The sequence below is a fragment of the Salinivibrio sp. PR919 genome (genome assembly GCF_001995355.1).
GTDB lineage: Bacteria > Pseudomonadota > Gammaproteobacteria > Enterobacterales > Vibrionaceae > Salinivibrio > Salinivibrio proteolyticus.
This window is the reverse complement of sequence record NZ_MUFL01000084.1, coordinates 1-13,464: the sequence shown is the minus strand read 5'-3', so window position 1 is coordinate 13,464 and position 13,464 is coordinate 1. Positions and strand designations below refer to the sequence as shown.

Annotated in this window: 14 protein-coding genes and 2 pseudogenes; 11 read left to right on the top strand and 5 right to left on the bottom strand. The window is 51.9% G+C overall.

Annotated elements, in window-relative coordinates; translation table 11 throughout:
* Both BZG83_RS16770 and BZG83_RS13780 read left to right on the top strand, forming a co-directional pair.
* A pseudogene (locus tag BZG83_RS16770) lies at nucleotides 1–326 on the top strand (o-succinylbenzoate synthase); the annotation flags it as partial.
* A gap of 23 nt (nucleotides 327–349) precedes the next feature.
* Entirely contained in the window at nucleotides 350–1,723 is a 1,374-nt protein-coding gene (locus BZG83_RS13780; RefSeq protein WP_158011457.1) for an AMP-binding protein, read from the top strand.
* Here BZG83_RS13780 and BZG83_RS13775 read toward each other — a convergent pair.
* Together BZG83_RS13775 and BZG83_RS13770 are read right to left on the bottom strand one after the other, a co-directional pair.
* Complete coding sequence (locus BZG83_RS13775) at nucleotides 1,720–3,582, bottom strand: MFS transporter (RefSeq protein WP_077481347.1); 1,863 nt, start codon at nucleotides 3,580–3,582, stop codon at nucleotides 1,720–1,722. The two genes, BZG83_RS13780 and BZG83_RS13775, sit on opposite strands and share 4 nt — an antisense overlap.
* 182 nt (nucleotides 3,583–3,764) lie before the next feature.
* On the bottom strand, nucleotides 3,765–4,160 hold the full coding sequence (locus tag BZG83_RS13770) for an NINE protein (protein WP_077455705.1): 396 nt from the start codon (nucleotides 4,158–4,160) through the stop codon (nucleotides 3,765–3,767).
* Nucleotides 4,161–4,361: 201 nt separating this feature from the next.
* Between BZG83_RS13770 and BZG83_RS13765 the strand changes: the two genes are divergently transcribed.
* Entirely contained in the window at nucleotides 4,362–5,225 is an 864-nt protein-coding gene (locus BZG83_RS13765) for a Tim44 domain-containing protein (RefSeq protein ID WP_077481345.1), read from the top strand.
* A 56-nt stretch (nucleotides 5,226–5,281) separates the two neighbouring features.
* Here the strand turns inward: BZG83_RS13765 and BZG83_RS13760 are convergent, their stop codons facing one another.
* The gene (locus BZG83_RS13760) at nucleotides 5,282–5,548 is read right to left on the bottom strand and encodes a YkgJ family cysteine cluster protein (RefSeq protein ID WP_077455707.1); all 267 of its coding nucleotides are present in this window, start codon (nucleotides 5,546–5,548) and stop codon (nucleotides 5,282–5,284) included.
* Nucleotides 5,549–5,712: 164 nt separating this feature from the next.
* Between BZG83_RS13760 and BZG83_RS13755 the strand changes: the two genes are divergently transcribed.
* The 8 genes from BZG83_RS13755 to BZG83_RS13720 all read left to right on the top strand — a co-directional run bounded on the left by BZG83_RS13755 (nucleotide 5,713) and on the right by BZG83_RS13720 (nucleotide 12,331).
* Nucleotides 5,713–6,153, top strand: a complete 441-nt coding sequence (locus tag BZG83_RS13755; RefSeq protein ID WP_077481343.1) for a YcgN family cysteine cluster protein — start codon at nucleotides 5,713–5,715, stop codon at nucleotides 6,151–6,153.
* 179 nt (nucleotides 6,154–6,332) lie between these two features.
* Nucleotides 6,333–6,692, top strand: coding sequence for a hypothetical protein (locus tag BZG83_RS13750; protein WP_077481341.1), 360 nt, complete (start codon nucleotides 6,333–6,335; stop codon nucleotides 6,690–6,692).
* Nucleotides 6,693–6,741: 49 nt separating this feature from the next.
* A complete protein-coding gene (locus BZG83_RS13745) occupies nucleotides 6,742–8,865 on the top strand; it encodes a protein-disulfide reductase DsbD family protein (protein WP_077481339.1) in 2,124 nt (707 codons plus the stop codon).
* Complete coding sequence (locus BZG83_RS13740) at nucleotides 8,862–9,380, top strand: protein disulfide oxidoreductase (RefSeq protein ID WP_077481337.1); 519 nt, start codon at nucleotides 8,862–8,864, stop codon at nucleotides 9,378–9,380. Before BZG83_RS13745 ends, BZG83_RS13740 begins: the two co-directional genes overlap by 4 nt.
* A 29-nt stretch (nucleotides 9,381–9,409) precedes the next feature.
* Complete coding sequence (locus BZG83_RS13735; protein ID WP_077481335.1) at nucleotides 9,410–10,141, top strand: DsbA family protein; 732 nt, start codon at nucleotides 9,410–9,412, stop codon at nucleotides 10,139–10,141.
* A 120-nt stretch (nucleotides 10,142–10,261) separates the two neighbouring features.
* Entirely contained in the window at nucleotides 10,262–11,266 is a 1,005-nt protein-coding gene (dusC, locus tag BZG83_RS13730) for a tRNA dihydrouridine(16) synthase DusC (RefSeq protein WP_077481333.1), read from the top strand.
* Nucleotides 11,254–11,886, top strand: a complete 633-nt coding sequence (locus tag BZG83_RS13725) for an SEC-C metal-binding domain-containing protein (protein ID WP_077481331.1) — start codon at nucleotides 11,254–11,256, stop codon at nucleotides 11,884–11,886. Before dusC ends, BZG83_RS13725 begins: the two co-directional genes overlap by 13 nt.
* Before the next feature lie 19 nt (nucleotides 11,887–11,905).
* Entirely contained in the window at nucleotides 11,906–12,331 is a 426-nt protein-coding gene (locus BZG83_RS13720) for a (deoxy)nucleoside triphosphate pyrophosphohydrolase (protein WP_077481329.1), read from the top strand.
* Nucleotides 12,332–12,380: 49 nt separating this feature from the next.
* Here the strand turns inward: BZG83_RS13720 and dsbB are convergent, their stop codons facing one another.
* The gene (dsbB, locus tag BZG83_RS13715; RefSeq protein ID WP_077481327.1) at nucleotides 12,381–12,920 is read right to left on the bottom strand and encodes a disulfide bond formation protein DsbB; all 540 of its coding nucleotides are present in this window, start codon (nucleotides 12,918–12,920) and stop codon (nucleotides 12,381–12,383) included.
* Nucleotides 12,921–13,011: 91 nt separating this feature from the next.
* Nucleotides 13,012–13,464 (bottom strand): annotated as a pseudogene (locus BZG83_RS13710) (sodium/proton antiporter); the annotation flags it as partial.

Sequence of the window (13,464 nt, the reverse complement as noted above, 5' to 3'; positions counted from 1 at the left end):
ACCACGATGACAGTGAATTGATTGAAAGTGAATACGTTTCGGTGTGGGTGCTCAAACCCACTTTGATGGGCGATCTTGCGTCACTGACAAGCTGGATTGATAGCGCGACAACGCTTGGCAAGCAGGCAGTGATCAGTGCTGCGCTAGAATCAAGCCTTGGACTCACGCAGCTATCACGCTTTGCCACTTGGTTAACGCCGGATGTGGTTCCTGGACTTGATACGCTGAGTATCTTTGCCCACCAACTTGACCGTACGTGGCCGGGTGCGCCGCAGCCATTAGCGCCCCTACATGACCAGCCCCTTATCTGGGTGAATACATTGTGACGGCCTCGGCGTTCGGATTTAAGGTGTGGCCGTGGCGGCACTGGGCTGGCTGTGCGCCAGACTCGCTTGCCATCGAGAGTGACACCTCACTGACATGGCAGGCGCTGGTGGCGGATGTGGACCGTCAGCAAACGCAGTTTAATGCCGCGCCAGTGGTGGTGTTCGACAGTCGTCTTGCTCCCCAGCGCTTAGTGGTTGGCCTGCTTGCTGCATGGCAAGCGGGCAAGATCACCTTAGTGCTCAATCATGCTTTAAGTGACGACGTGAAAGCCGCCGTGTTGGCAGAACTTGGCGAGTGTCAATGGCTGGACCGCGATAACGACAAGGTAAGAGGATCTGACGCGATATCGATAGTGCCTTGGCAACCACAGCAACCGCTCACCATGACGCTGACATCAGGGTCAACAGGAAAGCCCAAAGCCGTGGTACATGCAGCGCATCAACACCTTGCCAGTGCGGCAGGTTTAACCCAGATGCTGCCGTTTCAAGGGCTGTCTGAGCACGAGGAGAGGCCGAGCAGTCGCACCGATAGTTGGTTGTTATCGTTGCCGCTTTTTCATGTGTCGGGGCTGGCTATTGTGTGGCGCTGGTTATTCAAAGGTGCCACCCTCGCCATTTTCCCTTGTCAGGGAGAAGCTTTACCCGAATCACTGACTCGGGTGACACACGCCTCCTTGGTGCCCACACAACTCTATCGCGCCTTACCTTGGTTGGCCGCGCGGCAAGCGCCTTCTCGACTTAAGCATGTATTACTGGGCGGTGCAGTGATTCCCGCACGATTGACACAACTAGCTGAGCAGCAGGGCATTGCTTGTTGGTGTGGCTATGGCATGACAGAAACCGCATCGACCGTCACGTTAAAGCGCGCCGATGGCCATGACGATGTCGGTGAGCCTTTGCCGTATCGTACCGTTGCGCTGGCGAGCGATGGTGAAGTGATTCATCGTGGCGACACGCTCGCGTTAGGATATTGGCAAGCGGGACGGTTAAAGGCGCTTTTGGCAGAACAAGGCTTAGCCTCGCGGGATCTGGCGAGATGGGAGACGCGTCGCCAGCGGCCAGTGTTGCGTATTATTGGGCGCAAGGATAATCAGTTTATCTGCGGTGGAGAAAATGTTCAGCCTGAGCGTATTGAAAACCACTTACTCCAACGAGACAAGATCAGCCAAGTCGTGGTTGTCCCGGTTATCGACCATGAATTTGGCGCGCGTCCTGTTGCGATAGTGCAAAGCACAGCGCCACTGGATCAGGTGCAATTAACGGCGCATTGTCAGTCGTTAGCGCCTTATCAACGTCCCATCGCTTTTTTGCCGTGGCCGACATTCGAGCAGGGTGCCAGTATTAAGCCGTCACGTGTGCAGCTTGCCCAATGGGCAAGCCAGCAAATCGAACATTAAGGTCGGTCGGCACGTAAGCGAATCACCTCGTCGCGCATATACGCGGAAGTGGCTTTTTCCGGCTCCACGGCGGGGCCGGCAACCACAGTTACCTTTGACCAAAAGCGTTTTGGCAGTTTTAACATGGCTTTGCCGCCATGTCGGCTAAAATAACTGCCCCACAAGCCTTGCAGTGCCATGGGCACGACGGGGACCGGTGAACGCTGCAGAATCATATCCATGCCACGACGAAACTGGTCTATTTCTCCATCAAAGGTCAGGTGACCTTCTGGGAAAATTAACACCACTTCGCCATTATCTAACGCGCGTTGGATCTCATTCATCGCGGCGCGAATGGTGCGTCCTCGGTGACTGATGGGGATCACTTTTGAGGTGCGGAAGAACCAATGCAGCACGGGTAATTTATATAAGTCCTCAAACATCACAAAGCGAATCGGACGATGACAAGCACCCGCCAGCAAAAGCGCGTCCATGTAGCTGACATGATTACAAATCAGTAAGGCTCCCCCTTGTTCGGGAATATGGTGTAAATCTTTATGCTTCACCCGATACAAGGTGTGCGTGATCATCCACGTAAAAAAGCGCAGTGCAAAAATCGGCACCAACTGACTGACATAGATAGCCACCAATAAATTGAGCACTGTCAGTAACAGGAAAAACTCGGCAATGGAGATTTTCACCACCACCAAGAGGGTGATGCCAAGAAGGGCGCTTGCCACCATAAACAACGCATTGAAGATATTGTTGGCGGCAATAACGCGTGCACGCGCGGCTTTATCGGCGCGCTGTTGCATCAAGCTATACAAGGGGACAATAAAGATCCCACCGAACACGCCAATCATCAATAAATCGATAAACACCCACGTCAGTGCCGGATCGGTCACAAAGGCGATTAAATCGCTGTGCACAGTTGGGCTGGCGGGCGTGGCAAAAAATAAATGCAACCCAAAGCCGGTAAGCCCAAGGCTTCCCAAGGGCACGATACCGGGCTCGATACGGTGGCCGGACAGCTTGTCACACAGCAGCGCGCCCACCGCGATACCGATTGAAAATAGGGYCAGTAAGAAGGAAACGCCGGTTTCATTCCCGCCCAGCAAGGCGGTGTATTTAGGAAATTGGGTCAGGTAGCTTGCACCAAGAAACCAAAACCAGCTGATACCTAAAATGGCCTGTAAGGTCACTTTGTCTTGGCGTGCAAAACGCAAGGTTTGTTTCATCAGTGCGATGGGTTTATAGCGCAGATTGAGGGTTGGATTACCGGCAGGCGCGGGAGGGATCGCATGTGCCGATAGCACGCCCAGCAGTGCAAAGGCTAATACCGCGGCGCCGGCAACCACATTGGCATGTGGGTGATGAGCGATAAATCCAGCGAGTAAGGTCCCGAGTAGAATAGATAAAAACGTGCCGGTTTCGACGAGCGCATTGCCCGAGACCAGTTCTTTATCGCTCAAGGTTTGTGGTAGCAGTGCGTATTTTACCGGGCCAAAAAAAGCGGACTGGGTGCCCATCATAAACAATAACCCTAGCAGCACTATCCATAATTCGTAATACAAGGCAATCGCGGCGCTCGACATAATCACGACTTCCAGCCATTTCACGCGCCGCATGATAAGGGCTTTATCGTATTTGTCGGCGAGTTCACCGGCAAAGGCAGAAAACAGGAAAAAAGGCAGAATAAATAGCCCCGCCGCAGCATTAATAAATAGAGTCGCATCCATTGGCAACTGCTCGGCGGAAGCAAATGCGACCATGATCACCAACACGTTTTTATAAACGTTATCGTTAAAGGCCCCTAACGCCTGTGTGATGAAATAGGGCAGAAAGCGTCGCTCACGCAGAAGTTGAAACTGTTGGCTCATGAGTACATCGGTCCGTTTAGCGGTGCAATAAGCGACTTATACTAGCAAGGCGAGGCGAGTGCGCAACCTTTAAACGGGTTGCGCATCATTAGGTTATGCGATTGGCAATCAGTGTGCACACCCGATATTGGCTGTGTCAGCGACAAATAACGGTTATTGATTACTGCCAGTCGATAGTGGCGTTAGGCAAATTTTTGGCTGTTTTTTATCGAGACTTGATCATTCAACGTCCAAAAGTCATATAGCACGCCGAGTAAGAAGAAACCGCCCGTAAACAGGTAAATGACCCCAGTGATCCATTTCCCCATGTACATACGGTGGACCCCAAAGATACCTAAAAATGTCAGCAGCAGCCAAGCGACGGTGAAATTGGTTTGTCCGCTACGAAAACGTAGATCCGCTTCCTTATCCATTAGCGGGATCAAGAAGAGATCGATAATCCAGCCAATCCCGAGCAGGCCGAGGGTAAAAAACCAGATCGTCCCAGTGACAGGTTTACCATAGTAAAAACGGTGTGCGCCAAGAAAGCCAAAGATCCAAAGCAGATAACCGATAAACTTGCTGTGGGTATCATTCATGGTCCAGTCCTATCAATGTAAATAAATGCGTTGTGAGCTTGGAGTCGTGACAGCGTAAATGGTTCCTTGAGTGCGCCAAACTTCGCGATGGTTCCCGAATCCGGTGGTGACGTTTGGTAACAATTAATGTCAGTCATAGGATTGACTTCACTTCCAGACACTCTAGCATGACATCAGTCATAAACCACAGATGAAGCAATCATGAAAAAATTACTCTCTGTCGCAGCGTTGATGTTTGTCTTCGTTGTTTCAGCGCCTTACGCAGAAGCCAAGCGCTTTGGTGGCGGTAAGTCATTTGGCAAAAGCTTTAAAACCGCCCCCGCCCCTAAGCAAAAAACAACCGATACCAACACCATCAAACAAAGCCCGACCAAAAGCAGCAGTAAAAAAGGCTTGATGGGTGGTTTACTCGGCGGCTTACTCGCCGGTGGTTTGTTGGCGGCCTTTTTTGGTGGTGCCTTTGAGGGTATCCAATTTATGGATATCTTAATCCTTGGTTTAATTGCCTACCTGATTATGAAATTCTTGCGAGGCATGACACAGGCCAAAGCCAGTGCTCAGGCACAAGGGCCCGCTTACGCAGGACAAAACAAAGGCTATTATCACGAACAGCCCTCAGCGTTTCGTAACAATGCTACAGACACCAGCGCGACGTCGGGTGGTTTCGGGGAAACACAACCCGATGTCCCCTTTAACTTCCCGCCACAATTCGACATGCAAAGCTTTTTGAGTGGCGCGCGCGAACACTATCGTATTTTGCAAGGCGCTTGGAACCATAACGAGCTGGAGAAAATCCAAGAGTACGTGACGCCAGCGCTGTATAACGACTTAGCCGCCGAACGTGCGCGATTAGGCGGAGAGCAACACACCGAAGTGATGTATGTGGATGCTGAGATTGTGCGTGCCGATTACGACAGTCGCACTGCCCAACTGAGTTTGAAATTCACCGGTCGTTACTGTGATCGTGTCGAGGGTGTAGAAGAAGATATCTCGGATATTTGGCATCTGGAGCGTGATTTGACCCAGTCCAATGCACCTTGGTTGATCGTAGGTATTCAAAGCTAAAGCGAGAACACGCGTTTCGCTACAATAACGCTAGCTCATCACTGGGCTGGCGTTTTTTATGTTGCCGCCTCGAGGTAAATTAAATTATCTAACGCTTGCTGGGTACTCTCACCGCACACGTCTTTGTCAGCGCTAAAGGCACTACACACTGCAGGTCGCTCAGGACGACCAAACAGTTTACATAAATTATGCTCGTCGAGTTGGACACATCGTGTTCCTGCGGGTTTACCGTCAGGCATACCGGGTATTGGAGAGGAAATACTCGGGGCAATACAACACGCGCCGCAGCCTAAACGGCACGAGAATGTCGGCGTAGTGGGCATAAAACCTCGGTATCGGAGAAAAACGGGCAGGCACTCTACCATTGACGTTGGTTGTCGCCAAGTCGGGAAGGGAAGGTCGCTTGCACTTTACCGCTATGATGGTTATAACAGCGGCGCAATGTCGTTACCGCCACAAAGCGGAAAAATATAAGAGAGTACACATCATGAGCACGCCTTTTTGGCAACAAAAAACCTTGGCGCAAATGAGCGACGAGGAGTGGGAAGCTTTATGTGACGGTTGTGGCCGTTGCTGTTTACATAAGCTGATCGACGAAGAGACCGACGAGCTCTACTACACCAACGTGGCGTGTAGTCTGCTCGATGATAAAACGTGCACATGCAAAGACTATCCCAATCGCTTTTCTTATGAAGAGTCATGCCTCAAGCTTACCCGCGATAAAATAGATGAGTTCTACTGGTTGCCAGAGACTTGCGCGTACCGCTTGTTGGCAGAGAATAAACCGCTGCCTGAGTGGCATCCTCTGATCACTGGCTCAAAAGCGGCAATGCACCAAGCTGGGATCTCGGTCAAAGACAGCGTGGTATACGAAATCGATGTGATTGATTGGGAAGATCATATTTTGAATCATCCTGCCGAGCGTTAATGGCAGCAGACATATGATGACGTTGTTTAGCTAGGCACCGACACTTGCGGTGCCTTTTTTGTGAAGACGGCACTGTATCGACATGCAAGCCACGGCGTAAGGCGATGGTTCTTCGCGGATAACCCATTGTTTATTTTCTGCTGTTGGGCATAATGATTGCCAACTCGACAGGAGGTGGAATGCAAGAGTATGCACGTCGTTTTAAAGCTGGCTGGGCCCTCGCGGTAGCGATATGGGTTCTGGCAGTGTGCGCCTTGCAAAACCAGCTGAGTTGGCAATCAGGTGTGCAAGCCGCTTGCCAAGCATTGAGTATGCAAGACCAAAGTGATGACACGAGTGCGGTCGGGAAAAAATGTGCCCTGTCTGAGCAGCTGGTACAGCCTACAGTATTGACGCTCGATTGGCTTCCCGCGCCACTTTGGTGGCTGATTGTATTACTTGCGGTCATGGCGACGGTGAGCGTATCGATTACTTTACCTACTCACGACCCACCCACCTATCGGCGACGACACCTTTGCTTTTGTGTGTTCCGAGAATAAAGCGCCTGCTTTTCAAATGGCGTATTTATTCTTAACAAGGAACAGACTTATGAATCGAATCAATGACTATTGGCACACTGTTAAACAAGGTCGCGCTTGGCAAGCTTGGGTCTTGCTGCCGCTATTGTCTTTGTGCTTACTGCTACTCACTCCAACGGCCCGAGCTAATGCCCCGGATACCGGCTGGCTTAGCAATCCTGATCACCCACCGGTGACGGCACGTTTAGCGTTAACTGGGCAAGGGAGTCCAGACACGCTGCGCCTCGATGGTTTACTTTCTATCCGCTTGCAAGGTGATTGGAAAACATACTGGCGCTCGCCCGGCGAAGGGGGCGTGGCACCCGAGTTGATTATCAATGACAGCCAAAACCTGAACCAGATTACTTGGCACTGGCCGGCGCCGAAGCGCTATGAGCAGCTTGGGTTGACCATGCTCGGCTATAAAGGGCAGGTTGCTTTCCCTCTGACATTAGATGTTGAACACTGGCAACAACCGGTTTCACTGGATGCGACGCTGCGCTTGTCATCGTGTACCAGTGTGTGTGTGATCACTGACTATCCTATCTCGCTCGACTTTACGCCTAGTGCACTAGAGGCCGATGGCGAGCGGATGTATCAGTTTAACCAAGCGATGAGTCAGGTGCCCAAGCCACTCCCAAATGTGACGCTTGRTTCTGCGGTGTGGGATGCCAGTAAACAGCAGCTCGCCGTCACCGTGACGGGCAACCAAGCTTGGCAGCAACCTGATCTCTTGGTGGATGGTGAGGCGGTGATTGATGACACCTTTGGGGTGCCGAGTATCCACCGTGATGGCAATACGCTGACCGCGACCTTTGATGTAACCAATTGGATAGAAACGCCCAATCTTACCGACAAGCCGATTCAGGTTACCGTCATGGATAAACAGCTACTTGCCGAGCATAGCATCACGGTGCAAGCAGGCCATGTGGTTGCACACGCGGGACTTTCTATTTGGGTGATTGGCGGGATTGCGCTCTTAGGCGGTTTGATCCTGAATGTGATGCCCTGTGTGCTTCCCGTTCTGGGACTCAAACTAAACAGTATCGTTGCGAACCCTAACGCCACTCGTGGTGTCATTCGTGGCCAGTTTTTGGCCTCAGCAGCCGGGATACTCGTCTCCTTCTGGGCGATTGCTGGATTACTGATGGCGCTCAAGCTAACAGGACAAGCGGTGGGTTGGGGCATCCAGTTCCAAAGTCCGATCTTTATCGGGGTCATGACGCTGGTGATTTGGCTCTTTGCCCTGAGCTTATTCGACGTGCTGCGTATTGATTTGCCCTCAAGCTGGCAGACGTGGCTAGCAACACGTGGGGGTCACACCCACAGTGGTCATTTTGTGCAAGGCGTGTTTGCAACCTTACTGGCCACACCGTGTTCGGCCCCTTTCCTTGGCACAGCAGTGGCGTATGCATTGGGCGGCTCCTTGACGGCGCTATGGCTGATTTTTACCGCGCTGGCGATTGGTATGGCGCTGCCGTGGCTGTTGGTCGCCGCTTTCCCGGGGCTGACTCGCGCATTGCCAAAACCCGGCCCGTGGATGAACCATGTCAAACGGATCTTTGCGCTGTTGCTGGCTGGCACCACAGTGTGGCTATTCTGGTTATGGATGCCTTATCTTGGCGTCTTAGGTGCAATAGCAGTGGGAACACTGTTGCTGGTTGCCACTGTGTGGCTGACATATCGGACCCTTGGCAAGCTGGCAGCAATTAAAGGCTCGGCTGGGTTGCTGGTTATTATTGTGCTTGGGCTGATAGGAGCGTCCTTGACCGCGCAGCAGTGGGCAACGCCCCTCAATCCTGAACCAGATTGGGTAAGCCTTGATGAAGCGGCAATCACGCGCGCCGTCGAACAGGGACAAGTGGTGTTTGTCGATGTGACCGCTGATTGGTGTATTACCTGCCATGCCAACAAAGTAGGGGTAATGCTACAGTCGCCCGTCTATGATGCGATCACCGCACCGAATGTAGTGACGATGCAAGGTGATTGGACCCGTCCGAGTGATACCGTGACGCAGTATTTGCAAAAGCACCAGCGCTATGGCGTGCCGTTCAATATTGTTTATGGTCCGGGTGCACCTGATGGGATCGTGTTGCCGGTGATTTTGACCGATAACGCGGTGATGGCCGCGATTGAGCGGGCGAAAACACCATGACGGCCACTCAAAGGAAACTGTCATGGCGTCAGCGGGTCAAACGTGGTGCGCGTGATCTGTGCTGGCTCATCGTGTTTGTATTGATATCGAGCACTGCCGTCGATTGGTGGCGAAGCCGTGATATCGATACCAGTCAGGTACCGGTGACGTCGATGCGTTTGCTGGATGGTCGCCAACAAGATTTGGTTGCTATGTCGCAACAAGAGCCGGTGCTGGTCTATGTGTGGGCAAGTTGGTGTGGGGTATGCCGTTTTGTGACCCCCTCGGTAGATTGGCTAAGTGGTCATGCGCAAGTGGTCTCGATCGCGTTACGCTCAGGCTCGGATAAACATGTGGCCGGATACCTTGCTCATCATGGTTATGATTTTCCTGTGGTGAACGATCAAAGCGGGGCGCTTTCTAATGCCTTTTCAGTGAAAGTAACGCCCACCGTGATGGTGATCGAACAAGGAAAAATTACTTCAATTACAACCGGATTCACCACGCCCCTTGGCCTATGGTTGAGACTGTTGTAATGCATTTATATCAATAAAAAGGAAACCCAATGTCCTTCACTCGTTATATCGCGCCATGTGTTGCGCTCATGATGCTAGCCATGCCTGCTAGCGCCAAGAATTTAAGCGATACACAGCAAGCGCAACTGGATGAAATTGTTAGCCTGTTGGAAGATAACCCCAAGCTAATTGCCAACCTTAATCAGAGTTTGCAGAAGTTTGTCGAGCAACAGCAGACGTTTAAGCAGAACCTTGCCAAACGTCGCGACTGGTTTGAGTCTAAGACCCACAGCTGGATTGGCGCTGAAAATCCAACCGTCACTGTGGTGAACTTTATGGACTACAACTGCCCGTACTGTAAAAAGTTGGAAGACGAACTGCAAAAGCTGGTGGCCGCGCATGATGATGTCAAAGTCATCAATATTGCCGTGCCACTTAAACAACAAACCATTGATGAGTTGGGCACTAACTCTGCGGTGTATGCCATGAATGTATGGCTAGAACAGCCAGAGGCTTTTGCGCAAGTTCATGAATTGCTGATGAAAAAGCGTGGTATGCATGATGCGCGCTCGCTAGAGAAAATCGCCAAGAAAACCAAGACCGAGCAATGGCTAAAAACGCCAGAAGAAACAGGAAAAGCGGTGGCGGATAACTACCGAGCCTTYGTTGAGCTTGGGCTGCGTGGCACGCCAGCGATGATCATTGGCGATCAAGTCGCGCCGGGCTATTTACCTTATCCGCAGTTAGAAGCCATGGTTGAGGCTGCGAAAGCAGAGGGCTAGGTCTGTACCATCAACGCTAACGGTTTGAAAGCCAGTCATATTTTGACTGGCTTTTTTTGTTAGCTGCGCTTTGCGGCAAAAGCTGGCAAAATAGCGCGCCTTACTGGTAAAGGTCATGGCATGAGTCAAACATATCCATCCGCCCCTCGCGTGGTTTTAGGCCCGATGGAAGGGGTACTCGATCCCTTAATGAGAAACCTGCTTACGGAGATCAATCATTACAGTCTCTGTGTGACGGAATTTGTGCGTGTGGTCGATCAGCGTTTACCCGAGAAGGTCTTTTATCGCTTGTGCCCTGAATYGCATCAAGGAGGCGTTACCGCCGCCGGCACGCCGGTGCGTGTGCAGCTGTTGGGACAAGACCCGGTGGCGATGGCGCGCAATGCCGTCCGTGCCATTGAGCTTGGCTCCCACGGGATAGATATTAATTTTGGCTGTCCGTCAAAAACGGTGAATGGCAACCGAGGTGGTGCGGCTTTGCTTAAGACCCCAGAGCATATGTTTGATGTGGTGAAAGCGGTACGCGATGCGGTGGACTCAGCCCATGTGGTGAGTGCCAAAATTCGTCTTGGCTACAACGATTTAGATGACTACCCGGAGATTGCTGATGCGGTATACCAAGCCGGTGCCTCTGAGCTTGTGGTCCACGGTCGAACCAAGCGTGATGGCTACAAAGCGGGTACCATTCGTTGGGATTTGATCGCAGAGATAAATCAACAACTGCCTATTCCTGTCACCGCGAATGGCGATATTTGGCACCGAGAGGATGCATTGCGCTGCCAAGCCATCACCGGGTGCGACACCTTAATGGTTTGTCGTGGCGCCCTGAACATGCCCAACCTTGGCGCCCACATTCGAGACAATGTTGCGCCAATGGCGTGGACAGACGTGCTTACGTTATTGGTACGCTATACCGAACTCGAGCTACAAGGCGATAAGGGCCAGTATTTCCCGAACCGAATAAAACAGTGGTTCAAATATTTACGTCAGTACTATCCGCAAGCAGACGCTTGTTTTAAAGCGATTCGCGTGCTCAATCGCGCCGATGAGATAGTGCGTGAGCTGGATAACGCTCGCCTCGCTGACGCGACTCAACAGATACGGGAGACAGAATGTCAACACTAATCACGCTTTCTTCTGAATGGGAAGGCATGCCAGCCAGCTTTGTAGAAGGCGCCCTGCTGGCCGCCAATATCTGTCCCGCACCGCTATCACCGGACACATGGTTATCGGTATTGATGACGGCAGGCCTTGATGAAGACGATGTCCATTTACCTGACGCCGATAAAAAGACGATCCTCGCGCATCTTGACGCGCAGTATCACGCTCTCATGCGCAACGACTATGGGTTGCCAGACGCGTTGATGCTGTCGTTACGTAGCGAACCGGCTCAAGCGTTTGCCGAGGGTTTTCTTTCGGTATGGCCTTATGTTGAACCTCATTGGCAAGAAGCCACAGTAGGCGATGGAAGTCGCCGCATGTTATCCGCACTGGTGACCTCAATGCTGTTGCTGCATGACGAGGCGGGGACGCTGGCGCAAATGAAAGAAGTTGGCTTAGATATTGAGCCCGGTCGCTACATCGACCAATTGGACCTAATGATCCAAGAGGTCGCCAAAGCAGCCGATGAAGTGCAGCAAGGCAGCCATGGCGCCCATCAAATTAACCCGTTTAAGTCGGTAGGGCGTAACGACCCTTGTCCGTGTGGCAGTGGCACCAAGTTTAAAAAGTGTTGTGGGCGATAAGCGATTGCAGGAGAGAACGATGACGCAAGTAAACACGCAAGCGGCGATTCGTGTGGTCGCCGGTGTGATTGGGCAAGCAAACCAAGTGCTTGTTGCTCAGCGCCACCCAGACAAGGCCTACATTAGCTGGTGGGAATTTCCGGGGGGTAAAGTAGAAGCGGATGAAAGCGATCAACAAGCTCTCGCGCGTGAGCTAAAAGAAGAGCTGGGAGTGACGGTAGCCGTCGGCGCGCCGATTGTCGAAACAGAATATGACTACGGTGATAAGCGCATTTTGTTGTGTAGCTATTGGTGCACCCTCGCCAAGGGAGAGCCTGAAGCCTTGAGTCATCAGGCCATTCACTGGAGCGAACCAAACCGACTCGATCCCGCGGTATTTAGTGCAGCGGATAGACCTTTGCTAGCCAAGCTGCAAACCGATACGAAAATCGTTTGCGAAGCCTAAGTGGCTACAGATGCGCCGCCCTCGATTTGGAGGCGGCGCGTCAAGGTTACTAAGAAAAGATACGACGCGGTGGTCGGCCAATAAATTGGGCGATGATGACTAACCCCCACACCACCAGCATGGCCGAGAAAATGCCTACCAACCATTGTGGCATCGAAAAGCCAAGCCATTGCCATACCACCTTGCTGCAATCACCATAAGCTTCAAATACCTGCGGAAGCCATTGATTGAGTGGGGCCCAAGTCGGGAAGTTCACCGCGACATCACACGTCGGGCCGAACAGTTGATTCGGATCCGGAAATTGGTAACTGACATGCTCAAGTGCCAGTTTCAGCCCCCAGGCAGCGGTCACCCCATAGCCGAGCAACCCCAAGGTGCGTAGTGCAGCATTTTGCGGCGCAATCACGCCAATCAGTGCGGCTGCTCCTACTCCAAACAGTGCAACCCGTTCATAAATACACATCACACAAGGCGCGAGCGATTGGTGATATTGGAAATACAGCGCTGTAGCCTCAAGACCGACAACACACACGAGCAATAGCAGCCAAGAAAAACGACTGCGAGAAAACTGGTTTAAGGCGCGCCACATAACTCAAATTACTCCTGATACAAAAGAAGGCCCTAAACAGGGCCTTGCTATTCAATCGTTTGTTGAGCCTGAGGTCAATGGTAGAAGTGCGTTAGTGCGCACTCGGTAAGGCTTGTTGGGTCATATGAATGGTTTCAGAAATCCATCCTTGATGTAGCATCCATTCCGTGGCCGGCACCAAGAAAAACTCGATCCCCACCACGCCGAGTAGGCCCATTACAATCGTGTAAGGCAATGCCATATAGACCATGCGCCCGTAGGAGAGGCGAAGTAACGGTGCCAATGTAGAGGTGAGCAAGAACAAGAAGGCGGCTTGACCATTCGGGGTGGCGACCGAAGGCAGGTTTGTCCCAGTGTTAATGGCGACAGCCAGCATGTCGAATTGTTCACGGTCGATAACGCCGTTGATAAGCGCGGATTTCACTTCATTAATGTACACAGTGCCGACGAAGACATTATCAGACACCATGGACAGCAACCCGTTCGCGATATAGAACATGGTGAGCTGCATATGGCCCTCCAACGACAGGACGAGATCGATCAC